The sequence below is a fragment of the Sphingobacterium sp. DR205 genome (genome assembly GCF_011064245.1).
Taxonomy (GTDB): domain Bacteria; phylum Bacteroidota; class Bacteroidia; order Sphingobacteriales; family Sphingobacteriaceae; genus Sphingobacterium; species Sphingobacterium athyrii.
In genome coordinates, this window is record NZ_CP049333.1 from 2,246,414 (window position 1) to 2,270,370 (window position 23,957).

Here is a 23,957-nt window from a genome sequence, read left to right on the forward strand (position 1 = left end):
GTTTAAATTCCAATCAATTGTTTTAATCGGGCATAGCCTGATTTACTGATATTGAGCTTCTCTCCGGAGACCAATGCAGCGATATAAGAGTCCTTTTCGTAAGGCTCCAATTTAGCCAGCTGATCGACCTTAATGATAAACGAACGATGGATACGTACAAACTGATTTGGGTCTAGGGATTTTTCAAAAAATGCCATGGTTTTATTCTTGAGGTACATGCCATCTTTGGTATGAATCTTTACGTAGTCATCATAAGACTCCAAATATTTGACTGTATCAATAGGGATTATTTTGATCTGTGTACCTGTTTTGACAACGATACGGTCGATCTTTGTTTCGTCTTGCGCAGCGAGAACCTCGTAGTTGGGTTGTACCTTTTTCTCGGGAGCGGAATAGCTGGACCTAAACTTTTCCAAAGCTTTTTTGAAACGCATTGGAGATACAGGTTTTAGCAGATAATCCAGTGCATTCTTCTCAAAAGCTTTTAAGGCATACTCATCAAATGCAGTTGTAAAAATAATAGCTGGGGGGTTATCGACCAGTTCGAGCATTTCAAAACCGGTCAATTTTGGCATCTGTACATCCAAAAAAACCAAATCCGGTTCATATGTCTGGATTGCTTTAACGCCTTCAAAACCATCTCCACACTCAGCCATAACGCTCACATCAGCTTCATTTTTTAAGTAGCCCGCAATAATGGAGCGTGCTAGGGGTTCATCATCAATGATAACGACTTTAATCATATTGAGGTATTTTTAGGGTGCTAGTAAATATATTGTCCTGAATCTGAGTTTCCAGAAGATCATTTCTGCCATATAGCAGATATAATCTACGTTGAATACTGGAAAGCCCAAATCCGGTTCCTTTTTTCGGTTTTGATTGTTCTTCTACATCAAAAGGGTTGGTAATTTGGATGTGAAGCTGGCCCTCATGTGAGGTGCATTTTATTTGTATGTCGACTTGGTCGGTAATATTGTACAATCCATGCTTTATGGCATTTTCTACCAAAGGCTGGATAATCATTGCGGGCAATTTACTCGTAAATATTTCCTCAGAGGAGGAAATGGAAGTGTTCAGACGATGACCAAAGCGTACTTTTTCAATGTCAAGGTAGAGTTGCAGATGGTCTAGTTCTTCTTCCAGTGTAATAATCTGATTGTTTTCCTTTCTCATCGTACCCCGTAAAAAATCGGACAGTTGAAATGTCATATTACGGGCTTCATCCGGATTGGCACCAATAAGGGCAATGATCGAATTCAAGCTGTTAAATAAAAAGTGTGGTTGCAGCTGTTGCCGCAAATTATAAAGTTCTGCTTCGCGAAGCAGGTTTTCGGATTCTTGTTTTCGTTTGATATTATTAATATTATCTTCCTGAATATTCCAGACGATATTAATAATAGCGACCGAAGTGAGGATAAGGAAGTTAACTATACCCCGAAAAGGTAGCGTCAAATCCAAAAGTGTGATAAAATTTGGCTGGATAAAATAATTCATTAAAAAACGACTCAATCCAGTACTAATGGCGGCCATAATTAAGCCTATGATCAATACTTTCCATATCTCCCGCGGTTGTGGTGTGTAGAAGTTTAACGCGGAGGACATACCGTAGCAGCAAAACATCATCACGGCACTATTGATCAATGAATCTTTAAACGCCAGTTGCGAATCAAAGCCTGAGCGTAGCATCAGTAAATATTGTAATGCAAGATATCCGATAAATACGGAGATACAAATAATGCCTATTAAACGACTTTTAATACTGAGCGTCAGCCTATTTTTCATCGATTAAGCATTTTTTATCGTTAAGTTACCCAAAATACAAGTGCCGGTGATGTAGATCTTTTTATCTGTGTCCGGGTTGTAGATCGTCTGGAACCTTCGGTCATCGACAGATCCTAAGATAGAAGCCACATTGCTGAATACCGTCCAATGCGGTGGGATAATAATACGCGCACTGCCAAATAATTGAAAAGTGTCAATGACGATTGCCTGCTGGATGTCTGCTTTTGTTAGATCCAGTTCAATACTGCCAAAGACATTGGTCAAATTGCCGCCTCTAAAATGTTTGGAATAGATGACTTTCTTTTGGCCTGCAAAAATCGTGTTCAGATTAAGGCTGTCTTCAAAAGACTGATGAAATGAAGTGTTCTCTTTGTCGCCAAAAGCCTGCGCGTTGGGCGAGGCTTGTTGGCTTGATCCGTATTGTTCGTTAAAAGGTTTTGCTTCAGCATCCGGGGCCGTTGTATCAGCGGGACTATCCGCCGATATATTGACCCGTTTATCCCAATCGTATGGATTTTGCGGCGGATTGGGGAAGGTAGGCGGCACCATCGGAGGTTTCCGTTTACTCATGATAAAATAAATCCCAAGCGAAATGATGATGATAGGGACGGTTACGGAACCAAAGTCAGTACGCATCATCCTTGAAATAAGGCTGGCTCCGCCGATAATTAATAGGATGATTGCCGATTTTTTCTGAAATTGGGAATTGACGCCGATAACAAGGCCGATGATGATCAATATCGTTGGCCAGCTAAATAACCAGTTCGGAAACCAGTTTCCTAGATTGAGGTTATTCAATAATAAGAATATACCTACAATGATCACAATGGCCCCCACGATATTGCGGCTGTTATTGCTGTTTGGTATGATAGGTTCTTTTTCCATAATGTTTTTACTATTTATGACTCAAAGATAGAGGCACAAATAAACTATACATATTCGCTTTAGGTAATACAACTTATATTTTCGGTAAATGTACTGATTTCGTCGGTAAAAAATATTGTTGTTTAATTTTTATCCGATGTCGGTTGAACGAATATATCATTTTTGCGGTTTATTGTCTTTTTTTTTAATATTATTTGGTGTATTAAAATGAATTATTATATATTTATCAAAGATTAAGATTACTTTAAACTTAAATAACAACCAATGGGAGATTTTGAAAACAAAGAGCGTGAAGAGGTTTTTTCAAAAAAGGTGAGAGCAGGTAAGCGAACTTATTTTTTTGATGTAAAAGCAACTCGATCGAACGATTACTACATTACTATCACAGAAAGCAAGAAGCGCTTTGAGGATGGCCAGTTTATTAAGCATAAGATTTTCTTATACAAAGAAGATTTTGAAAAATTTGCGGAAGGTTTGACGGATGTTGTAAATTACATTAAGTCTAATCAGGAAGTAATCGAAAAACGATATGAGCCTAACTTTGACGATGCATATGCTGAGGAAGCTGATGGTCGTTCAAAAGATGATTTTTCGTTCTAACGTGTTGTAGAATGAAATCTCAATGAAAAAAGAAATAAAGCCACTCGCGTGGCTTTTTTTTATGGCCCAAGGCAGTATGCACTTGGTTTGAATATATTCTATTGGTCCGAATGTATGCTAAATGATGGCTAAAAAATCGTTCAGTACCCTGTTGAACTTTTCGGGTTCTTCGAGATTTGGTAAATGTCCTGATTCTTCAAATTCCACGAATCTAACATCAGGAATATTTTCAATAAGAATATTTGTCTGCTCCTCACTCATCAATTTATCATGTTTACCTTTGATCACCAGGGTCGGGATAATAATCGTTTTTAGAGAATGCGTTGTATCTGTACGGGTAGCGAGTGCAAGTTGTGTTGCACAGATACTGGAAAGTTCATTTCTACGAATACAGCTTTTGATGAGTTCGACAGCCTCTGGGTTTTCCTGAATAGTTTTTTCGTAGAATACATTTTCCGTAAAACCAATCGCAAATGGTCTTCTCCCATATTTGAGTAATGCCTGTATTGAATCGAATCGTTTTTGTTTGGCTTTATTGTCGTCCGCAAGGGAGTTGGTATCACATAAAATCAATCCTGCTAACTGTTGGCCGATCAGCTCATAGGTGCGCAGGGCGATATAGCCACCCATGGAGATGCCGCAGAGCACAACATGGTTAAGGTCCAGTTTGCGTATAAATTCAACAAGATCTTTGGCAAACACATCAACCGAAAAGAAACCATGTCCATTTGTGCTGAGGCCGTGTCCCCTGACATCAATGGCTATCCCGGTGTATTCTTCGTCAAGATCCAGCAATTGCTGTTTCCAGGTATTCTTGTTGAAAGGGAATCCATGGATAAATAGGACGGTTTTAGGGGCGGGGTATGATTTACTGTGGCGGATATAATACGAGATGCTGATGTCTCCAATGCGGATTTTGCTGAGTTTTAATTCTCTTTTGCTCATGAATAATAACATTTGTCAGTGTCTGAAAAAAAAAGTTGATATTTTAAATATAATATTATCAACGAGATAAACGAAATGTTGTTTCATAAAGTTGAAAAAAGAGAAAAAATGTTTGTTAAATCCATAAATATGTCGATATTTGCATCACCAAAACGGAAAAGAATAAAGATCTGTTTTGGTTGCCTAGCGCTCCTAGCTCAATTGGATAGAGCATCTGACTACGGATCAGAAGGTTAGGGGTTCGACTCCCTTGGCGCGCACAATATACAGGTTCTGTATACTTAAAAAGAGGCATTCCTAGCTCAATTGGATAGAGCGTCTGACTACGGATCAGAAGGTTAGGGGTTCGACTCCCTTGGAGTGCACAAAAGCCAATCTTAAGGATTGGCTTTTTTACTGAAAGAAGGTGCTGTACATGGTATTAGAGGGAGATATGGAAAGTTCTTTTAAAAAAAAGTTTGTAAAAAAAATGAATTCTGACTATATTTGCGTCACCAAAACAAATGGGACAGAGTTCTAAACGTAATGGTTTACTGCGCTCCTAGCTCAATTGGATAGAGCATCTGACTACGGATCAGAAGGTTAGGGGTTCGACTCCCTTGGAGCGCACGACTGAAAAGCCTAGTCATCATCTGTGATTAGGCTTTTATTTTTTAACTCGTTTTAATTTCTTAAATAAAACTATGCTAAACCTTGTAATATTTGGCCCTCCGGGTGCAGGTAAGGGAACTCAATCTGCAAAGCTTATTGAAAAATATCAATTGATACATATTTCAACTGGTGATATTTTTAGAGCACATATTAAAGGTCAAACGCCACTTGGTCAACAAGTAAGCCAGATTATTGCTGAGGGAAATTTAGTGCCAGATTCGATTACGATAGCAATGCTGGAAGAAGAAGTGAAAAAAAATCCTGATGCAAAGGGATTTATCTTTGACGGATTCCCACGTACTGTTGCTCAAGCAGAGGCATTGGATGCTTTTTTGGAAGGTATCAACACCTCAATCTCCGTCGTAATCGCACTGGATGTAAATGAAGACGAATTGAAAGCGCGCATCGCCAAACGCAAAGAGATTTCTGGACGTTCGGATGACGATGCTGATAAATTGGTGAAACGCATTGATGAGTATTTTACAAAAACTATTCATGTGTTGCCTTATTATGAAGCGCAAGGTAAATTATCCAAAGTGGATGGCATTGGAGAGATTGATACAATCTTCAAAAGCCTAACGGATATTATCGATAATTATTAATTGAAATAAATACTTTTTTAGACAGTAATACATTGTAATGGCGCAAGGATCGAATTTTGTTGATTATGTGAAAGTGTGTTGTCGTTCGGGACATGGGGGGGCAGGTTCGGCTCATTTGCACCGTGACAAGCATACCGCTACAGGTGGTCCGGATGGTGGTGACGGAGGCCGTGGAGGACATATCATCCTAAAGGGAACGACGAATATCTGGACATTGCTCCATTTGAAGTACCGCAAACACATCATTGCCTCTAATGGGGAGTCCGGGGGCAGTTCTTTACGGACTGGTGCTACCGGCAAGGATGAAATATTGGAAGTACCTTTGGGTACCATTGCAAAGGATGCGGAGACCGGAGAGGTGTTGTTTGATATTACCGAAGATGGGGAGACGAAGATCTTGGTTCCGGGAGGAAAGGGTGGTTTAGGTAACTGGCATTTTAAGTCGCCTACACAACAGACACCCCGCTTTGCGCAACCCGGAATGCCAGGCAAAGAGCAATGGATGATTCTCGAACTGAAGGTACTGGCAGATGTCGGTTTGGTAGGTTTTCCAAATGCTGGTAAATCAACTTTATTGTCTGTCGTTTCGGCCGCAAAACCTGAAATTGCCAATTACCCATTTACCACTTTGGTGCCCAATCTCGGTATGGTGAGTTACCGCGATAACCGCTCGTTTGTGATGGCGGATATTCCGGGGATCATTGAGGGGGCTTCGGAAGGCAGAGGGCTCGGCTATCGTTTCTTAAGACATATCGAGCGGAATTCAGTGTTATTATTTATGGTGCCTGCTGATACCGATCGGACAATAGCCGAGGAGTATGGTATTTTGCTGAATGAGCTGACAGCATATAATCCCGAACTGGCGGATAAACCCAAGTTGTTGGCAATCACAAAATCAGATATGCTTGATGATGAGCTTGAAAGGGAAATGGAAAAGGAACTTCCCGAAGGGCTTCCCCATATTTTCATTTCGTCTGTTGCCGGTAAGAATATTTTGCCATTGAAAGATATGATCTGGAAAGCAATCAATTCCTGATCGCAAAGGAACATGTTATAAAAACGCTTCATTTATGAAGCGTTTTTTTTTGAAATCACTTTTTATTGCTCCCGTTTTTCGTCCTAGGATCGCTATCTGGTTTAAAAACAATCAGACGGTTCTGAGGGAAATAAAATGCCACGCGAGGTATAAGGTCGTTGTACTCACAAAAAGATGGGATCCACGTCCTATTTTTTAGGAAGACGGGCAAAATTGGTTATTCTTGCTCAACGTAGGTTCGTGAAGCTGTGAAATGGTTTTCAGCATGGATGGTGATATCGGGATAAAATGTATAATCTTTCAGAGTTTTTTACTAATTTCATTGACAAATTAATCTAAAATGAAAGCAGAAGATGAAAAATATTGCGTAGAATGTGGTCAGGCAATTCATGTCAAGGCAGAGGTTTGTCCTTTTTGTGGGGTGAGACAACCTATATTCTATGCGAATCAACCCTTTCAGCAACAGAACCGTAGCCTGCAGGATGATCGCTGGCTGCCCGCTTTATTGTTTTGTGTCTTTCTAGGCTCGTTCGGGGCACATCGTTTCTATCTGGGGCAGATCGGAACGGCAGTGATCCAATTGGTCACCTTAGGGGGCTGTGGAATTTGGTGGCTGATTGATCTGATCATGATCGTTGTTGGTAAATACAAAGATGCGGATGGCCAATACATTAAAAGTCCGATAAACAATAATTAATGGTCTTTCTCGTACTAAAATACCTTCGGTTGCATTGGATCTACTCCATCGCAATGGGGTATTTTAGTATCGCTATAGGGCTTTATATGGTGTCGGACATTCATATCCTTATTCCTTGTCTCTGGAAGGCGATCTCAGGACATGAATGCCCGGGCTGCGGACTCACAACGGCTTTTATTGCGCTGTTGCACATGAAATGGGGGGATGCCTGGTCAGCAAATCCAATGATCTTTGTCCTTATCCCGGTATTTATTTTTTTGATTTTGAAAGACTTTCGGCGATTTAAACGTCGATTGTCACATGCGGACTAAAATAATTGAAAAATGTTTTTCACTTTTAACTGATATGTCGTAACTTTGTCTCCCGTGAAAATTAAAGTAGAGTCTTTATTGGTAGGTACCTTAGGAAACGGTTTGTCAATCGTGGTAATGCATTGTTAATTAATATTTTAGCCCATTTGAGGGCTTTTTTTATATCCAATAGGAACGGTTTTAAAATTCAGAACAGAAGAGATACACATTTTATAATATTACATCGATAATGACCAACTACAGCAAATTGCCTGCAATTTTAGTTTTAGAAGATGGTACAGTTTATCACGGTAAAGCCGCTGGTAAAATTGGTACGACTACTGGTGAGATCTGTTTTAATACAGGAACAACCGGTTATCAAGAGATTTTTACAGATCCATCTTATTTTGGACAAATCATGGTAACAACCAATGCACATATTGGTAACTATGGTATTGATGAGGATGATACCGAGTCAAATCAAATTCAGATTGCGGGACTAGTTTGTAAAAACTACAACATCAACTATAGCCGTAAAATGGCCGATGAATCTATTCAAAGCTATTTTGAAGAAGGAAATTTGGTGGGTATTTCCGATGTGGATACACGTTCATTGGTAAGGCATATCCGTGATAAAGGAGCAATGAATGCAATTATTTCTTCCGAAACACTTGATGTGGAAGAATTAAAAAGCCAATTAGCAAAAGTTCCTTCCATGGATGGACTTGAACTGTCTTCTAAAGTAACTACTGCTGAACCTTATTTCTTTGGAAATGAAAATGCATCTTTACGCGTCGCAGTGTTGGATTTGGGGATCAAGAAAAATATCTTGCGCAATTTTGAAGCACGTGATGTTTATACAAAGGTTTTCCCTGCTAAGACTACATTTGAAGAAATGGAAAAATGGAATCCCGATGGTTACTTTATTTCAAATGGTCCAGGTGATCCTGCTCCAATGGATTACGCCATCGAAACGGTAAAATCTATTTTGAATGCACAGAAGCCGATGTTCGGTATCTGTTTGGGGCACCAGATCTTAGCTTTAGCCAATGGTATTCGCACCAGTAAATTGCATAACGGACACCGTGGTATCAATCACCCGGTCAAAAATATTATCGCTAACCGTTGTGAAATTACTTCACAAAACCATGGTTTTGGTGTCGTAGCAGAGGATATCCAAAATTCCGAAAATGTGGAGATTACACACGTTAATTTGAACGACCAGTCTATCGAAGGTATCCGTATTAAAGGACAAAAAGCATTCTCGGTGCAATATCACCCTGAATCATCTCCAGGTCCACACGATTCACGTTACCTGTTTGATGATTTCGTTGCAATGATCAAAAACTAAGCAAACGTAGTATACCATAAAAACCCTCCCTATTGTGGAGGGTTTTTTATGGTATTTGCTGAACCAATTATTCAGATTGGTCATATTTTATTCACAATAAATGACGGATTAAATACATTTTTTGTTATATTTGGTTGTGAAAAATGTCTGTAGATAAGAGTGTGTCTTATTTACACTAAGTAATGAAAATAAATTATAGTCTAATAAAGAGATGAGTTTAATTATCGATGTTCATGCGCGTCAAATTTTGGATTCGCGCGGTAACCCTACAATTGAGGTAGATGTTACTACACAAAATGGTTTTGTTGGTCGTGCAGCTGTTCCTTCAGGTGCTTCAACAGGTGTTCACGAAGCAGTAGAATTGCGCGATGGCGACAAATCAAAATACTTGGGTAAAGGTGTTTTGAAAGCTGTTGAAAATGTAAACACCAAAATAGCGAAAGCTTTGGAAGGCGTGGATGTTTTCGAGCAAAATGCCATCGATAAAATCATGATTGATTTAGACGGTAGTGAAAATAAAGGTAATTTAGGTGCAAACGCTATCCTTGGTGTTTCTTTGGCTGTAGCAAAAGCAGCTGCACAAGAGTCACGTCAACCTTTGTACCGTTATATTGGTGGGGTTAACGCAAATACATTGCCTATCCCAATGATGAACATCATCAACGGTGGCTCTCACTCTGATGCGCCTATCGCATTCCAAGAATTTATGATCATGCCAGTAGGTGCTCCTTCTTTTTCTGAAGCATTACGTTGGGGAACAGAAGTATTTCATACCTTGAAAAAAATCTTACACGATAGAGGTCTTTCTACTGCTGTAGGTGACGAAGGTGGATTTGCGCCAACGTTTGAAGGAACAGAAGATGCAATCGAGACTGTCTTGAAAGCGATTGAAATTGCAGGTTACAAACCGGGTCAAGACATCTGTTTGGCATTGGATTGTGCTTCTTCTGAATTCTACAAAGATGGTAAATATGATTATGCTAAATTTGAAGGCGATAAAGGAGCGGTACGTTCTAGCGAAGAACAAGCAAGCTATTTAGCAGAATTGACAGCTAAATACCCAATTATCTCTATCGAAGATGGTATGGCTGAAGATGACTGGACAGGATGGAAAACATTGACTGACAAAATTGGTGATCACGTTCAATTGGTAGGTGATGATCTTTTCGTAACAAATACAAAACGTCTTCAACAAGGTATAGATACCCATACTGCAAACTCTATTTTGGTAAAAGTAAACCAAATCGGTTCATTGACTGAAACGATCAACGCGGTTACTTTGGCGCAAAATTCTGGTTACACTTCAGTAATGTCTCACCGCTCAGGTGAAACCGAAGATGCAACGATTGCTGACTTGGCAGTTGCGCTAAACTGTGGCCAAATCAAAACAGGTTCGGCTTCCCGTTCTGACCGTATGGCTAAATACAATCAGTTGTTGCGTATCGAAGAAGAATTGGGTGGTAATGCTCGCTTCATCGGCAAAAACTTTAAATATGCAAAAAAATAGGTTTATCCTATCATGCTAGTAAAATAAGGCCTAATCTGTAGATTAGGCCTTATTTTTTAATTTAGTTTTATCCTGAAAAGGAGAGTAGGAATTACATTTAATGGATCGTATCCCTTCTACTTCGATCATGACTATGATTGTATTTATGTATTCTGTTCCATTTCATGAGTACCTCATTTTTGAACCACAGCTGATATTCTTCATTATATGCATTTTCATAGGTTATCAATTCCATTACCGAGTCGTCATTCAGGCGGTCTGCGCCAGCGACTCTATATTGCTTTCCCATGGTATTGATCACTTCTTGTTTGCTCATACCCAGCTTTATTTTTTTTATGTTTGAGTCGGTTTCCATTATAGCTCGCTGGGCACCGCATGATAAAAAGACCAGTAAGATAAATGAGAATGCTGCAAATATTTTTGCCATAGATATAAAATTAAAATAAGGTATTTCCTGTCGCTTTATTCGGGTATTTGAGATTGAGATCAAATGTTTCATTGACTTTTTTGATAAAATGAGTCGCAAGCAACGGCGATTCAATCTCGACATTCTGATGGATAAAAAAGTACAGTTTCTGTAATCCATTATCCCGCCAAAGTTTTAGCACTTCTATCCAATTGTCCAAGCGTTCGTAATCCGAGGGATGATTGGCGCCCACATACCTCACAAAAGCGACCGGGCTGGTGAGGCGCATATGCAGCATGTCTCTTCTTCCGGCCGTATCTACCAATACATTGGTCACGCCGGTCTCCTCCAATAACGTATAGAGTTCTTTTGTTACTTCAGGTTTTGAAAACCAGTCTTTATTTCGGACTTCCAATGCTAATGGGACATCCTTCGGCCAGTCGTGTAAGAATAGTTTTAAACGGGCCATATCTTTTGGATTGTAGTTGTCATGCATCTGCAGAAATACCATGCCTAACTTTTCGTCAAATTGGACAACGGCATCCGTAAATAGTTTGACCTTATCCGTTGCATTCAGCAATCGGCTGAAATGACTGATGGACTGTGGGACTTTTGGGAAGAACTTAAAGTCTGCCGGTGTTTTCTGTTTCCAGGTTTCTACCTGCTCTCGGCTGGGTGTGCTGTAAAATGTCGCATTCAGTTCGATACTGTTAAACTGATTTGCATAGTAGACAAGTTCGTCTTTCGTCCCCTTTGGATAAAAGCCCTTTAAATCTTGTTTGTTCCATTTTGCGCAGCCAACATACACTTCAAATGGTTCGTCGTTTTTGAAATGCTGCAAAAGGGTTAAGGTCTCTTTTGGAGTAGGTGGTAGGGTGAAATCTACCTCTTCGGGATGATCTACTTGGCCAAATTTCATATTGTTTTTTTTCTTAATTTATGATCAAATAATACATGCGCGAGCAATGCCAATAGCGTATACAGGGTTCCAACGGCTATTACACCGGGCCATTGGAAGTGTTGCCATGCCTGTGCTGCAAAAAAGGTGCCTGTTGAACCGCCAATAAAATAGCTGACCATATATACAGTGTTCAGGCGGTTGTTGGCGCCGAGGTTCAGCGCGTAAAAATCACTTTGGTTTAGGATATGCATGGATTGCAGTCCAAGATCAATGAGAATAACTCCAATGATTAACCCCCAATAGTAATTTCCGAATAACGCAAAGAGCAGCCAGCTAAATACCATTAATAAGATAGCATACAGGATAATTTTAGCGGTACCTATGAATACGGTCGCCCGATTGACAAAAGCTGCAGCAAGAGCGCCGCAGGCGCCGACAAGGCCAAATGCTCCGGCGGTAGCCGGTCCGTCAAAAAATGGCGGACCTTCGATGTGGAAAACCAACGTCGTAAAGAAGGCCGAAAATGCACCAAATCCCATGGCTCCGCGAAATGCGGCAAGTTGTAGTACCGGTTGTTTTCTGGCGAAGTTCCATACGGAAAGCATCAATTCTTTATAGGTACCCTTAAAGTTCGGAGCTACCTCAGGAAGCTTAACGGCGATAGTCAATGCCGTAACCACCATGACCCCAGTAGCGATCCAGTACATTTCGCGCCACCCAAAGTAAGAGCCGACAAAACCACTGACCACACGCGATAATAAGATGCCGATCAATAATCCGGACATCACCATGCCTATCGCAGCGGCTTGTTTCTCCTTTGAGGCAAGCTCTGCCGCCATTGGTACAAAAACTTGTGGTATCACCGATGTAAAACCGATCAAAAAGCTGAAGATTAGGATAGAAACAATGGAATGGGAGAGGGCCATTCCGGCCAAAGAAAGAATAATAAAGATAAAATCAATCAAGATCATTTTCTTTCTTTTGAACATATCCCCCAATGGGACAATCAACAATAGGCCGCAGGCATAGCCGATTTGTGTCAGCATGGCCGAATTACTTACGGTAGCTTCACCAACATCCAGATCCTTTGCAATCAGTCCCAATAATGGCTGATTGTAATAGTTGTTGGCAACAACCAAGCCAGTGGCGATGGTCATCAGCCATAAGGTTGCCTGAGATAATTCTGTTTTGGAATCGGTAATAGGAATCATCAGTTAATGTAATTCGTCCCACAAATCCTGAAATTTTTGCTTTAAGGCAGCGACCTCCTGTTCGAGTTGTCCAACACGTTCCAAGAGCGCCTGATCTGCGACAGTGGCATGTGAACTGCCGGCATGTTCAAAAGCTTCAAGATTTACCTCGCCAAGCAGGTGAATATACCGCACCTCTTTATGACCGGCTTGTTTTGGAAGGGATTTTAGGTACCCTCCTTGCGACAGTTTTTCCAATTGTTCAGTAATTTCACTCAATGATTCGAATTCGTAGAGCCTACCGGCGCTTGAATTAATTTCACCCGCCGTTAGCGGTCCGCGCAGCAGCAATAGGCAAATGATAGCCAGTTCGGATGGTACTAGCGGAAATTGTATGGCAAAATTGTGTTTATACTTGGTTACCCTGGATCCACCACCGATAACGGTTGAAATCAATCCTCTCTTTTTCAGGATGTCCAGTGTATTGACGATGTCTTCTTCGCTATATTGAACTACAGGCTTGCGGGAAGTTTTTTGATTGCATGCAGCCTGTAAGCTGTTGATCGTCATGGGATAATATTCAGGGGTCACCTTTGATTTTTCAATCAGAGAGCCTAGGACACGCTGTTCCATTGCAGACAATTGAGGCAGATTAGTCGTTTCCATGTTATTTTTGATGTATTTATTTATGATCGAATATAAGTTTAATGCCAAACGGCGCCCGACATCAACTTAAGGTTTTGTTCTTATCCAAAGATGCCCTTTTTCCCATACAACTCCAAAATATCTGATTGATATTGTTGGATAAAATGGGATTGCTTTAGTTTTTCTTATCTTCGCATGAATAAAATAAGATTTAAAGTGCTCAAGATAGCTTTTCATCCCGAATTTATCCATCCGGTCAAAGAAGGACATCGTTTTCCGATGTTAAAGTATGAGTTGATCCCGCTGCAGTTAAAGCATGAAGGATTGGCCAATGAAACTAATTTTTTCAGACCTGAACTGGCAAGTTTTGAGACCTGTTGTCTGGTACATGATCCGGCTTATGTGGCAAAACTGTTCGATTTGACCCTGGATCCAAAAATGGTGCGCCGGATCGGATTTCCCTTAAGTAAGCGCTTGGTAGATCGTGAACGCTACATTTTGGATGGGACAATTCAGGCTGCCTGTTATGCCTTAAAATATGGAGTGGCTTTTACGGTTGCAGGTGGAACGCACCACGCGGGTTATGATTTTGGTGAAGGTTTTTGCCTGCTGAACGACCAAGCTACTGCTGCAGGTTATTTATTGCAACATAACCGGGCAGATCGAATCCTTATTATTGATCTGGATGTCCATCAGGGAAACGGAACGGCAGATATCTTTGAAGGGCACCAACAGGTGTTTACCTTCTCGATGCACGGCGAGAAAAATTATCCCTTTATCAAGCAACGTTCACACTTGGATATTGGACTCGCTGAAAATATAACTGATAAAGAATATTTGGAGATCCTGAATAAAAATCTGCTGGAATTATTTGATCGTATCCGGCCTGATTTTGTTTTTTATCAGGCAGGTGTGGATATCTTAGCAACAGATAAACTGGGCAAATTGAATTTAAGTCCAGCGACCTGTGCACGAAGGGATGAACTCGTACTGGGCTTATGTCATCAGTTGCATATTCCGGTTCAGGTAAGTATGGGCGGGGGGTATTCGCCCCGGATCAAAGATATTGTCAATGCACATTGCCAAACATTTAAAATAGCAATAGATTTATATCATTTATAAAATAAGAATATGTTTTTTCACCAAGACGCAACTTTTGAAGCATTATCCATACACCGTGTAGGAAACAAAGCACAGGACGAGTTTTATATCCTGTCAGACGCCCCTGTATCCCTCGAGGGCGATGAAGTATTGCCTGGACTTTTGATGCAGTACTTTATGAGTCCCTTTGCTAAAGTGAACGAAGTATATCGTCTATATCATCCCAATGATGAGCTGGACCTGAACGAGGTATTCTATTTTGTTCGCCAGTACTTTAAAGAACAGTTACCCTTTCATGATTTTTCCCAGCAAATTTCGAAGCACCTTTATGAGGTATCCAGCCACCCCAAGATTAAAGCAGGGGAGGTGTATGTGGTAGCGCTAAAAAATGTACAGATTGAAGGCGAAGAACACGACGCGATCGGCATATTTAAATCGGAAAACAAAGAGACTTACCTAAAAGTATATCCTGAACAAGGTGCGTTCACCTTAGAATATGAACAGGAAGCGATTAATATCAATAAGTTGGACAAAGGCTGTATCATTATCAATGTGGAGGAAGAAGAAGGTTATAAGGTTCTTGTGCTGGATCAAACCAATAGACAGCAGGAAGCCGTTTATTGGAAAGATGAGTTTCTGAAACTGCGCGTGCGCAATGACAATTTTAATCAGACCGGAAATTACCTGAAGGTCTATAAGAATTTTGTTCAGGAGAAACTCGATGAAACATTTGAACTTGAGAAAGCCGATAAGATCGATCTGATGAACAAGTCAATGAACTACTTTAAGGAAAAGGAAACTTTTGTTCAGGAGGAGTTTGAGGAGGAGGTATTGGGTAATCCCCAGGCTATCGCCCTGTTCCAGGATTATAAAGCAGGGTTTGAAGATGAATTTGATTCACCCTTCCAGTCGAGTTTTGAAATAGCAGACAAGGCGGTCAAAAAGATGGAATCTTCTTACAAATCCGTGCTGAAATTGGATAAGAACTTTCATATCTACGTGCATGGAAAACGGGAATATCTTGAAAAAGGATTTGATGAAGATAAAGGGATGAACTATTATAAGGTCTATTTCGAAAACGAAAGTTGATGATTTATGGTAAAGCGCAACAAAATTGCTATTCTTACTTTGGTATTATTCATTGGGCTGCTATTCTTCTTATCGCTGATCGAAAGCAATAGTTCATGGATCGAAGCTTTTTATGCGCAGGGATTTTACCGGTTTTACGGCTATATTCCGAAGTATATTTTTGGCTATATTCCTTTTAGTGTGGGGGATATTTTTTATGCTTTCGCGCTTATTTTTTTATTTTATCGGCTGGCCAATCTCATCCGAAAAGTATGGCATAGAAAATGGACCGATGCAGGCCGAGCTTTTTTATTTTTGCTAAACCTGTTGTTTGGACTCTATATTTTCTTTTATATCTCCTGGGGATTAAATTATTACAGGAAGCCGATCAGCATAAATACCCAGCTGAAGGTCGATAGCTTGCGGCTGGCGGATTACCTCATGGTGCTTGACGAATACCTGGATAGTACAAACGCTTTACGGGGACAGGTGGACCCTGCACTGTGGGGCGAAAGGAAGGATCATATGCGGGAAGATCTGGCGATCTGGGTGAAAAAAGATACTACATTTTCTTCTTTTTTGTCAGGCAGTCAGATCAACGCCAAATCTCCATTAAATAGCAGGATCGTTTCTTATTTTGGTGTTTCGGGCTATTTTAATCCGTTCACGCATGAAGCGCAAGTCAATTATGCTATGCCAGCTCTATCTTTTCCGTTTACGTATGTGCATGAGCTTGCCCATCAACAGGGGGTAGGTTTTGAGGATGAAGCCAATTTTATCGCTTTTGTTCGCTTGCAGCATCATCCACAGGCTTTTTATCGTTACTCAGCGTATTTGCAAACAACGCTTTATATGCTGGGCGAACTTCGTGGCATGTACCCGGAGCTTTCTAAAGTGTATCAAATCAAATTGAGTAAACCAGTACTGGAAGATGTGGCGGCGGAGCGTTTATTTTGGAGCAATTATACGGGCTGGATTAACGACCTGATGGGGCTGTTTTACAACCAATACTTAACACATAACAATCAAAAAGAGGGAATTGCAAGATATGATCGCATGACGAGATTGGTGCTCGCTTATGAACTCAAAAAGAGAGGTTGTCATTGAAGTTTATCTAAAAATGAATAGCTAAAAAAACAGCATCAACCTTAAGATGCTGTTTTTTTAGCTATTCATTTCGCTTGTCCTATTGAGTTGAAATCAGTTCAAAGGAACCTTCCGTACCTGCACTACCAGAGTAAATCTGTCCCTGTGGCAATCCCCGGAGACCTGTAGGTGCAGTTTTGATGCGGTCATAAATGTTTCTTAGGTCTGTGTTTGCATTGACAGCCCTACCACCCGCTACGACATCTGCATAGATGTAATTTGGTGACTTCTTGTCTGTTGTCTGTGGTTTTATACTTCCCGTAGCCAAGTTTACCTTGACTTTACCACCATTTCCATTGGGAAATGTTTTTGTGCCATTAAAAGCATCATCACCTTTCGCAATAATATACAATGATCCTAGTTTTTGAAAATTGGCATTGATATCAAAATTGGCGCCATTATTCTTCCCGTCTGTACCATAGAAAGTCGCCTTATTACCTATTTCCGCATAACCTACGGTGATTTTAACATTTTTCTTTCCATAAAAGGAAAGTGTAGCGTTATCCTTCATAATCAATGTGTCGATATGAATAACGGCTGTGGAATCTTTGCTGTCAATATTTTTCTTGGCTTTTTTTCCAATTTCAAGTTTAGAAAAATGCTGTGTCTCCTGCGCTTTACCGACAAAGGTAAATGCGAAGCAAAAAAGAAAGCCTAAAATAAGTTTCGATTTCATAAAGCTTTAATTATATGTAACTAATTAATAGTTTGACAATTGAAAGCCCAAAGAGTTTAATTTTTACCCAGGTATTTTACAATTAACTTAGCTGTTTTTTCTGAGGCGCCGGGTGAGCCAAGTTTCTCTGTCAGGATATCGTAATTTTCCATCACACTCGCCCGATGCGCTTTGTTGTTTATGAGTTCGCCCACTTCATAGGAAATATCATAAGCTGTACAATCATCCTGAATAAGCTCGCGTACGGACAGAAAATTATTAATCAGATTGACCAGGGATATAAACTTTACTTTTACCACAAGCTTTGCTATCCAGACAGATATCGGATTAGCTTTGTAAACCACAACCTGTGGAACTTTCAATATACCTGTTTCAAGGGTTGCCGTGCCGCTAGTGACTACGGCAGCTTCCGCATTATTGAGGATATCATAAGTTTGATTGAAAAGAACGGGAATATCAATACCCTTCAAAAATTGCTTGTAATAAGATTCGTCAAAATTTGGAGCACCGGCAATGACAAACTGATGAACAGGAAAAAAATAGGGTAGTTCGGCCATGATCGGCAGAAGTTTAATGATCTCCATCTCCCGGCTGCCCGGTAATAAGGCAATAAGCGGTTTGTCTGTAAAACCGTTTTCTTCCCTGAATTTCGGATTAAAAGGATACGTTGAAATCGCATCTAATAGGGGATTGCCTACGTAATCGACCGGCATACGCCATTTTTTATAGAAATCCACTTCAAAAGGTAGGATACAGAACATGTGATCAACAATTTTTTTGATCTTTTTGACGCGGCCCTGATTCCATGCCCATACTTTTGGTGAAATATAGTAACATGTTTTGATCCCATGTTTTTTTGCAAATTCAGCAATTTTCAGATTGAAACCCGGAAAATCGATGAGTATGACTGTATCGGGCATTTCTTTTAGAAGATCACTTTTTACCGCTTTCAAATTTTTGGATATCTTACCCAGATTTTTCAAAACTTCCACAAAACCCATAAAAGCCATTGCTGAGGTATGTATCAATGCTTTTTCTCCTGCCGCTTCCTGCATTAAATCTCCACCTACAATGTTGAAGGTCGCGTCGGGATCTTCATTTTTAAGCGCTTTGATCAGATTGGCACCATGTAGGTCGCCTGATGTTTCACCTGCAATAAGATAGTATTTCATAGAAAAGTGATTATGTATTGGCGCAGTTTTTCATCAGTAAAAATGAATCCATTGCACCCGGTTTGTTATTTAATGCCCATATGGAAGAAACAGTATTTTTTTACCAGTATTTATGCCTTCCATTCGGGCTATTTAATAGCATGTTGTTTTGACTTGTTAAAGATAATATTATTCTAAAGATATGATGAATTTGAGGGCATTATTCCATATCTTTAATTAACGATGTTTAACTTCGGAAGAAAATATCGGTAGTCTGAAAGCTAAATAGTATTTTTGTCCTATGCAACGATTATGGTCTTTAATAAGAAATAAGTATTTATTAGCCACTTTGGCTTTTTTGGTGTGGATGTTATTTTTTGATAGAAATGATTTTGCTACGCAATACAGCTACCAAAAGCAAAAAGCTAATTTGGAAACCGAACGCTCTTTTTACCTGAAAGAGAATGCAGCCATTATAAAGACGATTAACGATATCCGGTCCAACCCACAGGAAGTGCAGCGTATTGCCAGGGAGAAATATAAAATGAAAAAGGAGAATGAAGATATCTACGTCGTATCTAAAGTCGCTCCCCAAGAAAAGCCTTAAATAAGAAAGACCATCATAGAAATACGATGGTCTTTTTTTGTATATAGAAAACGGGGTATTTTTAATTTGCAGCTTGAGCTACCAAGCCTAGGTACAAAGGCTTTTTCTCGTCATTTGCCTTACCGATCAATATCAATGAATAATAGTAATTTTCTACCAGCTTGATATCTTTGCGTGTTGCAATTGTTTTTCCGGCTTTATCTTTGGCAATGACATCAAAAGTGCCACTTTTTTGCGCGATGAATCCTTGGTGGGCAGTAGCTGAATTTTGTGTTTCTTTCGCCCTATTCGTCCATTCTGTTGGAGAAGTCTGACTGCCAATCTGAAGGGTTACCTGATCTGTTCCCTCCGCAAGATTAAAGAAACGTAAACCGGATTCCGTGTTTTTGATTTCCTTGTTAATTTTATCTGTTGTAATTACCTGAACAGGCTTCTCTTTGGTACCGTAAACAAATGAGGTGTATATCGTGCTGTCTTTGATCGTAACTGTTGTGTCAACAAGGATATTGTTATATTCCGCAGAAACGGCTATTTTTCTTGCTCCGGTGAATAGGCCAACTATAGGTCTATAGCTTTTAAATTCCATGGGATAATTGGGATTTTGTAAAGGGCCCCCATCGGCGTAATAGATGACTGCATTAGCGTCACTGTAGCCATTGACCATTGTAAAGAGAGCCGCTGGAATTCGTTGGTCATCGTCATCTTTCAAACAGCTGGATAGTAAGAATGTTGCTAAAGCGATGGCAATAAAATTAAATAATCTATAGTTTTTCATAACCGTGTAATATTAAAATCTATTTTTTGTGTAAACACATTGCGCTTGTGTTGTCTATTATACGGTGGTGACATACACTTTGCTACAGTTAGCTGTAAAAATAATAAAATTGGGGTTTATTTTAATATAATGGCTATCTCCGAAGATATTTTTCTCAGCAACCATTCCCAAGGCGCTGTCGAATATAGTTGGTATTTGAGTGGACTTTGGTCCGCGTTTGTGCTTTCATTTAAAAAAGGCACAGGCTTTGTTAATTAAAAAATATTGATAATTTTGAGTTATGAACAGTAGAATCAAAAAGATTGCAACGGGTATGTTTGAGCGCTTTAGACATCGTAAAATTACGGAAGCGGAGTTGTCACAGGCGGAATCTAAGGCAAAAAATCTAGGAAGCTATGTTGGCGATTTCAAATTACTGATCGCCATGTGCAAGGATGCAATTACTGGTAAGTTTAAAATGAACAGCTGGAATCTATCCATTATTATCGGGACTATTATTTATGTGGTTTCTCCGGTAGATGCAATTCCGGATTTTATTGCCGTAGGTGGTTGGTTAGATGATGTTGCTATTGTTACCTATGCGATCCGGAAGCTTTCAGAAGAAATAGAACGATATAAATTAGAACGACTGGGCTGGCAGGCCAACAAATAAAAAAAGCTACTTTTTAAAAGTAGCTTTTTTTATGAAGTAGCAAGACTATTCTTAATGTTTGAAATGTCTTACACCAGTAGTTACCATTGCAATGCCTTTTTCATTGGCCATATCAATGGATAATTGATCTTTGATGGAACCGCCTGGCTGCAAAACGGCTGCAATACCTGCATTTGAAGCGATCTCTACACAATCTGGGAAAGGAAAGAAAGCATCTGATGCCATTGCACAGCCTTTTAAGTCAAAACCAAATGAAACTGCTTTTTCAATTGCCTGTTTTAAGGCATCAACCCGTGATGTCTGCCCAACACCTGATGCTAACAAGGTGCCATTTTTGGCAAAAACAATGGTATTTGATTTAGTATGTTTTACAATTTTATTGGCAAAATATAAATCTTCCAGTTGTTCAGCTGTAGGTTTTACTGTGGTTACGGCGACCATTTGCTCAGGCGCTTCAATTGTGTTATCCTTATCTTGAAGAATGACACCATTCAATAAAGTTTTGAATTGTTGAGCAGGTAATTTTACATCTTTACGCACTAGGATAATTCTATTTTTCTTGGCCGTAAGGATAGCAATTGCTTCTTCAGAATAAGCAGGTGCGATTAAGACCTCGAAGAACAAATTATTGATCTCCGTTGCTGTTGCGCCATCCACTTCACCGTTAGTAATCAAAACCCCGCCAAATGCTGAAACAGGATCACATGCCAAAGCATCGATCCATGCTTGTTTGATTGTTGGGCGAGAGGCCACACCACAAGCGTTTGTGTGTTTTAGGATAGCAAATGTAGGTTCCTGAAATTCGTCAATTAAAGCAACGGCAGCATCCACGTCAACAAGATTGTTGTAAGAAAGCTCTTTTCCATTTAATTTGTCGAACATGTTGTCCAAGTCACCAAAGAAGATACCTTTTTGATGCGGGTTTTCACCATATCTCAATACTTGAGCTTTTTGCTCAGATTGTTTAAATACTTCAATTGGATTTTCTTGATTGAAATAATTGAAAATTGCCGTATCATAATGTGATGACGTATTGAATGCCCGTTTTGCAAATTCTTTACGTTGTTCAAGTGATGTATTACCTTCTTGGTTCGCTAGAATTTCTTCAAGCTCTTTATAATCATTTTTAGAAGAGATGATCACAACATCATTAAAGTTTTTCGCTGCAGCACGAATTAATGAGATTCCACCAATGTCAATTTTTTCGATGATATCTTGTTCAGCAGCTCCGGATGCAACAGTTTCTTCAAATGGATACAAATCCACGATAACTAAATCGATCTCTGGTATTTCATACTGAGCAAGTTGCTGTTGGTCCGATTCAAGCGGACGGCGTGCCAAAATTCCTCCGAAAACTTTTGGGTGCAAGGTCTTAACACGGCCTCCTAAAATCGAAGGATAGCTTGTCAAGTCTTCAACAGGAACGACAGGTATACCTAAATCTTTGATAAATGTTTCTGTCCCTCCAGTGGAATAGAATGTAACACCGTATTTGTTTAATAATTCAACTAAAGGAGCTAGGCCGTCTTTATAATAGACTGAAACCAAAGCATTTTTAATCTTTACAGGATGGTTCATTATGATGGATTTGTTTCGTGGCGCAAAGATAAGAATTTAAAGTCTTGATGTCAATAAATCAAGCACTTTTAAATAAAGACAGGCGTATGCCCTCATACGCCCGTCTTTAGTGTATTATACTAAATTGAGTTTCGCTTTCAATTCTTCAGAAATCTGATTGGTAATGTCCCAAATCGGTTCAGGTTCGTCAGTATTGTTAAATATAACTTGATCACAAGAATCCTGAAATGGCAATAAATACTCGTTATATGAAGGAAGCACATGGTTAACCCATTTGTACATGACATCATCTTCAAAATAACCACGTTCGACCAAATCACGATGTAGCCTTCTGCGGAGTGCGATATCCTGATCTGCACTCAGGAAGATCTTGTGGTTAATAAGCGCGTTGATTTCTGTATAGTAGAAAATGAATAACCCTTCGATAATCAGTATGGGGGCTGGCTTGATCTCTAATATTTTTGGAGTTAGCGAAGGATTATTAAAGGTATATTCTTCTTTATAAATCGTCTCTCCATTAAAAAGTGCTTTGATATCGGTATAGAAAGCTTCTCTGTCTATGGATGTTGGGATATCAAAATTATAGAGTCTATTTTCCTCTTGTGTCTTTGTATTGGCAGGGATATAATAGTCATCTTGAGAAATCAAGGTGGCTTCATCGGTTTTAAAATGTTTCAAAAAACTATTCAAAAAAAATGTTTTTCCAGAACCACTACTTCCGGCAATCCCTATGACATACGGTTTGTTATTCATTCTTGTTTCGCGCTGCAGGAGCTATTTTTATTTTAATTAATTTTCTAAAGGTAATCCGTAGGCGATTTCTACCTGAAAACGTTTATCCAGAGCACCGATACTTGCCGCTGCGGACTTTGATAACACTACAATGGCATTTTGGTTTTCGGCATTATCATTAAATTTTCCAACGACTTTCGCATAGGTTACGCTTTTTGTCATCGGGTTGGTGATTTTTAAGATCGTTCCGACGGGTGCACTTTTGTGAAGTGCGAGGTTGCTTGTGCCTTGGGTAGACAAACCATCAATCCATACGCCAATCCCCCGCTCAGATTTTTCGCGTATCCCGTAACGGTTTGTTGAAATTTGATTTTCTTCTTTATCGTCATCGTTTGTGGAATCGGGCGCAATAATTTCGATTCCTTTAGGTTCAACCAATTTTGGTCTTTCCGGTGGCAGTGGCTGATTCGGGATCATTAATTTCATTCCACCGCTTATGATGTTGTTTTTGAGGTTATTGGCTTTTTTGATATCCTCAACAGTAATACTAAACCTCTTGGATATGGCATATAACGTTTCTTTTTCACCAACAATATATTCTGTGAACCCCTGTTGTGGGTTACGCGGATTCTGCTGTGCAGTGTTACCTGTGTTTTTATTTACCGGAGGAGCAGGTTTTCGTCCAGTGGGGACTTTAACAATCTGTCCGAGGCTTAATGTGCCATTACCATTTATCTGAGTGAGCTGACCTACCGTTGTTTTGTACTTCTTGCTGAGCTGATAATAATTATCGCCTTTTTCGATCTTGAAAAGGACAAATTCTTCGCCGTTGATTACCTCAGTACCGACGGAGTCGGGAACAGTATTTACACGTAATGAAGTGAGATTTTTCGCTTCGACTTGTTGAATTGATAGCATTGAAATCGATAAAATGACTACCTTTTTATATGTATTTAATTCGAATAATAGTTTCATATATTTTG

At 39.7% G+C, this 23,957-nt stretch carries 26 protein-coding genes and 3 tRNA genes; 15 read left to right on the top strand and 14 right to left on the bottom strand.

Annotated features, from left to right (window positions below):
* Positions 1 to 2: 2 nt before the first annotated feature.
* Genes G6053_RS09340 through G6053_RS09350 form a run of 3 tightly spaced genes read right to left on the bottom strand, consistent with a single transcriptional unit; the run spans position 3 to position 2,667 of the window.
* Positions 3 to 743 (bottom strand): LytTR family transcriptional regulator DNA-binding domain-containing protein, encoded by a 741-nt coding sequence (locus tag G6053_RS09340; RefSeq protein ID WP_108632347.1) that lies wholly within the window; start codon positions 741 to 743, stop codon positions 3 to 5.
* Positions 736 to 1,782 (bottom strand): histidine kinase, encoded by a 1,047-nt coding sequence (locus G6053_RS09345; protein ID WP_108632346.1) that lies wholly within the window; start codon positions 1,780 to 1,782, stop codon positions 736 to 738. Before G6053_RS09345 ends, G6053_RS09340 begins: the two co-directional genes overlap by 8 nt.
* A gap of 3 nt (positions 1,783 to 1,785) precedes the next feature.
* Positions 1,786 to 2,667 carry a DUF5668 domain-containing protein gene (locus G6053_RS09350; RefSeq protein ID WP_165306279.1) on the bottom strand — a complete coding sequence of 294 codons (882 nt, stop codon included), beginning with the start codon at positions 2,665 to 2,667 and terminating at the stop codon, positions 1,786 to 1,788.
* A gap of 264 nt (positions 2,668 to 2,931) precedes the next feature.
* Between G6053_RS09350 and G6053_RS09355 the strand changes: the two genes are divergently transcribed.
* Positions 2,932 to 3,267, top strand: coding sequence for a DUF3276 family protein (locus G6053_RS09355; RefSeq protein WP_077435530.1), 336 nt, complete (start codon positions 2,932 to 2,934; stop codon positions 3,265 to 3,267).
* Between the two features lie 117 nt (positions 3,268 to 3,384).
* Here G6053_RS09355 and G6053_RS09360 read toward each other — a convergent pair whose 3' ends face one another.
* Positions 3,385 to 4,212, bottom strand: a complete 828-nt coding sequence (locus tag G6053_RS09360; RefSeq protein WP_108632344.1) for an alpha/beta hydrolase — start codon at positions 4,210 to 4,212, stop codon at positions 3,385 to 3,387.
* Positions 4,213 to 4,398: 186 nt separating this feature from the next.
* Between G6053_RS09360 and G6053_RS09365 the strand changes: the two genes are divergently transcribed.
* The 9 genes from G6053_RS09365 to eno all read left to right on the top strand — a co-directional run bounded on the left by G6053_RS09365 (position 4,399) and on the right by eno (position 10,346).
* A tRNA-Arg gene (locus tag G6053_RS09365) sits at positions 4,399 to 4,472 on the top strand.
* 31 nt (positions 4,473 to 4,503) lie between these two features.
* Positions 4,504 to 4,577 (top strand) — tRNA-Arg (locus tag G6053_RS09370).
* A 170-nt stretch (positions 4,578 to 4,747) separates the two neighbouring features.
* A tRNA-Arg gene (locus G6053_RS09375) sits at positions 4,748 to 4,821 on the top strand.
* Between the two features lie 74 nt (positions 4,822 to 4,895).
* Entirely contained in the window at positions 4,896 to 5,465 is a 570-nt protein-coding gene (locus G6053_RS09380) for an adenylate kinase (RefSeq protein ID WP_104382693.1), read from the top strand.
* A 37-nt stretch (positions 5,466 to 5,502) separates the two neighbouring features.
* Complete coding sequence (obgE, locus tag G6053_RS09385) at positions 5,503 to 6,501, top strand: GTPase ObgE (RefSeq protein WP_108632343.1); 999 nt, start codon at positions 5,503 to 5,505, stop codon at positions 6,499 to 6,501.
* Positions 6,502 to 6,841: 340 nt separating this feature from the next.
* Positions 6,842 to 7,198, top strand: a complete 357-nt coding sequence (locus tag G6053_RS09390; RefSeq protein WP_108632342.1) for a TM2 domain-containing protein — start codon at positions 6,842 to 6,844, stop codon at positions 7,196 to 7,198.
* Positions 7,198 to 7,509, top strand: coding sequence for a DUF2752 domain-containing protein (locus tag G6053_RS09395; protein ID WP_108632341.1), 312 nt, complete (start codon positions 7,198 to 7,200; stop codon positions 7,507 to 7,509). Before G6053_RS09390 ends, G6053_RS09395 begins: the two co-directional genes overlap by 1 nt.
* A gap of 229 nt (positions 7,510 to 7,738) precedes the next feature.
* Entirely contained in the window at positions 7,739 to 8,839 is a 1,101-nt protein-coding gene (carA, locus tag G6053_RS09400) for a glutamine-hydrolyzing carbamoyl-phosphate synthase small subunit (RefSeq protein WP_108632340.1), read from the top strand.
* A gap of 211 nt (positions 8,840 to 9,050) precedes the next feature.
* Complete coding sequence (eno, locus tag G6053_RS09405; protein WP_108632339.1) at positions 9,051 to 10,346, top strand: phosphopyruvate hydratase; 1,296 nt, start codon at positions 9,051 to 9,053, stop codon at positions 10,344 to 10,346.
* A 97-nt stretch (positions 10,347 to 10,443) separates the two neighbouring features.
* Here the strand turns inward: eno and G6053_RS09410 are convergent, their stop codons facing one another.
* From G6053_RS09410 to G6053_RS09425, 4 genes are all read right to left on the bottom strand, one after another.
* The gene (locus tag G6053_RS09410) at positions 10,444 to 10,662 is read right to left on the bottom strand and encodes a hypothetical protein (protein WP_146190968.1); all 219 of its coding nucleotides are present in this window, start codon (positions 10,660 to 10,662) and stop codon (positions 10,444 to 10,446) included.
* A 121-nt stretch (positions 10,663 to 10,783) separates the two neighbouring features.
* Positions 10,784 to 11,671 carry a DUF72 domain-containing protein gene (locus tag G6053_RS09415; protein ID WP_165306280.1) on the bottom strand — a complete coding sequence of 296 codons (888 nt, stop codon included), beginning with the start codon at positions 11,669 to 11,671 and terminating at the stop codon, positions 10,784 to 10,786.
* Complete coding sequence (locus G6053_RS09420; RefSeq protein ID WP_165306281.1) at positions 11,668 to 12,864, bottom strand: MFS transporter; 1,197 nt, start codon at positions 12,862 to 12,864, stop codon at positions 11,668 to 11,670. The genes G6053_RS09415 and G6053_RS09420 overlap by 4 nt, the downstream gene beginning before the upstream one ends.
* Before the next feature lie 3 nt (positions 12,865 to 12,867).
* On the bottom strand, positions 12,868 to 13,509 hold the full coding sequence (locus G6053_RS09425; protein ID WP_165306282.1) for a YceH family protein: 642 nt from the start codon (positions 13,507 to 13,509) through the stop codon (positions 12,868 to 12,870).
* 174 nt (positions 13,510 to 13,683) lie between these two features.
* Between G6053_RS09425 and G6053_RS09430 the strand changes: the two genes are divergently transcribed.
* Genes G6053_RS09430 through G6053_RS09440 form a run of 3 tightly spaced genes read left to right on the top strand, consistent with a single transcriptional unit; the run spans position 13,684 to position 16,764 of the window.
* Positions 13,684 to 14,610: a histone deacetylase gene (locus tag G6053_RS09430; protein WP_165306283.1), complete on the top strand. Its 927-nt coding sequence runs from the start codon at positions 13,684 to 13,686 to the stop codon at positions 14,608 to 14,610.
* A gap of 9 nt (positions 14,611 to 14,619) precedes the next feature.
* Positions 14,620 to 15,678: a nucleoid-associated protein gene (locus G6053_RS09435; protein WP_165306284.1), complete on the top strand. Its 1,059-nt coding sequence runs from the start codon at positions 14,620 to 14,622 to the stop codon at positions 15,676 to 15,678.
* Positions 15,679 to 15,684: 6 nt separating this feature from the next.
* A complete protein-coding gene (locus G6053_RS09440) occupies positions 15,685 to 16,764 on the top strand; it encodes a DUF3810 domain-containing protein (RefSeq protein WP_165306285.1) in 1,080 nt (359 codons plus the stop codon).
* 79 nt (positions 16,765 to 16,843) lie between these two features.
* On the opposite strand, the gene G6053_RS09445 is transcribed toward G6053_RS09440, so the two are convergent.
* Positions 16,844 to 17,479 (bottom strand): hypothetical protein, encoded by a 636-nt coding sequence (locus G6053_RS09445; RefSeq protein ID WP_165306286.1) that lies wholly within the window; start codon positions 17,477 to 17,479, stop codon positions 16,844 to 16,846.
* A 56-nt stretch (positions 17,480 to 17,535) separates the two neighbouring features.
* Positions 17,536 to 18,651, bottom strand: a complete 1,116-nt coding sequence (gene lpxB, locus G6053_RS09450) for a lipid-A-disaccharide synthase (RefSeq protein ID WP_165306287.1) — start codon at positions 18,649 to 18,651, stop codon at positions 17,536 to 17,538.
* Between the two features lie 280 nt (positions 18,652 to 18,931).
* Here lpxB and G6053_RS09455 point away from each other — a divergent pair, with 280 nt between their 5' ends.
* Complete coding sequence (locus tag G6053_RS09455; protein WP_108632329.1) at positions 18,932 to 19,237, top strand: septum formation initiator family protein; 306 nt, start codon at positions 18,932 to 18,934, stop codon at positions 19,235 to 19,237.
* A gap of 61 nt (positions 19,238 to 19,298) precedes the next feature.
* On the opposite strand, the gene G6053_RS09460 is transcribed toward G6053_RS09455, so the two are convergent.
* Complete coding sequence (locus G6053_RS09460; protein WP_165306288.1) at positions 19,299 to 20,012, bottom strand: DUF4397 domain-containing protein; 714 nt, start codon at positions 20,010 to 20,012, stop codon at positions 19,299 to 19,301.
* Between the two features lie 280 nt (positions 20,013 to 20,292).
* Between G6053_RS09460 and G6053_RS09465 the strand changes: the two genes are divergently transcribed.
* The gene (locus tag G6053_RS09465) at positions 20,293 to 20,664 is read left to right on the top strand and encodes a YkvA family protein (RefSeq protein WP_165306289.1); all 372 of its coding nucleotides are present in this window, start codon (positions 20,293 to 20,295) and stop codon (positions 20,662 to 20,664) included.
* Positions 20,665 to 20,715: 51 nt separating this feature from the next.
* Here the strand turns inward: G6053_RS09465 and purH are convergent, their stop codons facing one another.
* From purH to G6053_RS09480, 3 genes are all read right to left on the bottom strand, one after another.
* Positions 20,716 to 22,242, bottom strand: coding sequence for a bifunctional phosphoribosylaminoimidazolecarboxamide formyltransferase/IMP cyclohydrolase (gene purH / locus G6053_RS09470; RefSeq protein WP_165306290.1), 1,527 nt, complete (start codon positions 22,240 to 22,242; stop codon positions 20,716 to 20,718).
* Positions 22,243 to 22,356: 114 nt separating this feature from the next.
* Entirely contained in the window at positions 22,357 to 22,995 is a 639-nt protein-coding gene (locus tag G6053_RS09475) for a P-loop NTPase fold protein (RefSeq protein WP_165306291.1), read from the bottom strand.
* Between the two features lie 36 nt (positions 22,996 to 23,031).
* Positions 23,032 to 23,949: a LysM peptidoglycan-binding domain-containing protein gene (locus G6053_RS09480; RefSeq protein WP_165306292.1), complete on the bottom strand. Its 918-nt coding sequence runs from the start codon at positions 23,947 to 23,949 to the stop codon at positions 23,032 to 23,034.
* Positions 23,950 to 23,957 lie beyond the last annotated feature (8 nt).

Excerpts from the sequence above, each read along its gene's own strand:
- G6053_RS09480 (WP_165306292.1), bottom strand. The coding sequence starts at position 23,949 with ATGAAACTATTATTCGAATTAAATACATATAAAAAGGTAGTCATTTTA.
- G6053_RS09455 (WP_108632329.1), top strand. The coding sequence starts at position 18,932 with ATGCAACGATTATGGTCTTTAATAAGAAATAAGTATTTATTAGCCACT.
- G6053_RS09430 (WP_165306283.1), top strand. The coding sequence starts at position 13,684 with ATGAATAAAATAAGATTTAAAGTGCTCAAGATAGCTTTTCATCCCGAA.
- G6053_RS09390 (WP_108632342.1), top strand. The coding sequence starts at position 6,842 with ATGAAAGCAGAAGATGAAAAATATTGCGTAGAATGTGGTCAGGCAATT.
- G6053_RS09415 (WP_165306280.1), bottom strand. The coding sequence starts at position 11,671 with ATGAAATTTGGCCAAGTAGATCATCCCGAAGAGGTAGATTTCACCCTA.
- G6053_RS09380 (WP_104382693.1), top strand. The coding sequence starts at position 4,896 with ATGCTAAACCTTGTAATATTTGGCCCTCCGGGTGCAGGTAAGGGAACT.
- eno (WP_108632339.1), top strand. The coding sequence starts at position 9,051 with ATGAGTTTAATTATCGATGTTCATGCGCGTCAAATTTTGGATTCGCGC.
- purH (WP_165306290.1), bottom strand. The coding sequence starts at position 22,242 with ATGAACCATCCTGTAAAGATTAAAAATGCTTTGGTTTCAGTCTATTAT.
- G6053_RS09350 (WP_165306279.1), bottom strand. The coding sequence starts at position 2,667 with ATGGAAAAAGAACCTATCATACCAAACAGCAATAACAGCCGCAATATC.
- carA (WP_108632340.1), top strand. The coding sequence starts at position 7,739 with ATGACCAACTACAGCAAATTGCCTGCAATTTTAGTTTTAGAAGATGGT.
- G6053_RS09410 (WP_146190968.1), bottom strand. The coding sequence starts at position 10,662 with ATGAGCAAACAAGAAGTGATCAATACCATGGGAAAGCAATATAGAGTC.
- G6053_RS09435 (WP_165306284.1), top strand. The coding sequence starts at position 14,620 with ATGTTTTTTCACCAAGACGCAACTTTTGAAGCATTATCCATACACCGT.
- G6053_RS09465 (WP_165306289.1), top strand. The coding sequence starts at position 20,293 with ATGAACAGTAGAATCAAAAAGATTGCAACGGGTATGTTTGAGCGCTTT.
- G6053_RS09440 (WP_165306285.1), top strand. The coding sequence starts at position 15,685 with ATGGTAAAGCGCAACAAAATTGCTATTCTTACTTTGGTATTATTCATT.
- G6053_RS09360 (WP_108632344.1), bottom strand. The coding sequence starts at position 4,212 with ATGAGCAAAAGAGAATTAAAACTCAGCAAAATCCGCATTGGAGACATC.
- G6053_RS09460 (WP_165306288.1), bottom strand. The coding sequence starts at position 20,012 with ATGAAAAACTATAGATTATTTAATTTTATTGCCATCGCTTTAGCAACA.
- G6053_RS09445 (WP_165306286.1), bottom strand. The coding sequence starts at position 17,479 with ATGAAATCGAAACTTATTTTAGGCTTTCTTTTTTGCTTCGCATTTACC.
- obgE (WP_108632343.1), top strand. The coding sequence starts at position 5,503 with ATGGCGCAAGGATCGAATTTTGTTGATTATGTGAAAGTGTGTTGTCGT.
- G6053_RS09355 (WP_077435530.1), top strand. The coding sequence starts at position 2,932 with ATGGGAGATTTTGAAAACAAAGAGCGTGAAGAGGTTTTTTCAAAAAAG.
- G6053_RS09345 (WP_108632346.1), bottom strand. The coding sequence starts at position 1,782 with ATGAAAAATAGGCTGACGCTCAGTATTAAAAGTCGTTTAATAGGCATT.
- G6053_RS09395 (WP_108632341.1), top strand. The coding sequence starts at position 7,198 with ATGGTCTTTCTCGTACTAAAATACCTTCGGTTGCATTGGATCTACTCC.
- G6053_RS09425 (WP_165306282.1), bottom strand. The coding sequence starts at position 13,509 with ATGGAAACGACTAATCTGCCTCAATTGTCTGCAATGGAACAGCGTGTC.
- G6053_RS09475 (WP_165306291.1), bottom strand. The coding sequence starts at position 22,995 with ATGAATAACAAACCGTATGTCATAGGGATTGCCGGAAGTAGTGGTTCT.
- G6053_RS09340 (WP_108632347.1), bottom strand. The coding sequence starts at position 743 with ATGATTAAAGTCGTTATCATTGATGATGAACCCCTAGCACGCTCCATT.
- G6053_RS09420 (WP_165306281.1), bottom strand. The coding sequence starts at position 12,864 with ATGATTCCTATTACCGATTCCAAAACAGAATTATCTCAGGCAACCTTA.
- lpxB (WP_165306287.1), bottom strand. The coding sequence starts at position 18,651 with ATGAAATACTATCTTATTGCAGGTGAAACATCAGGCGACCTACATGGT.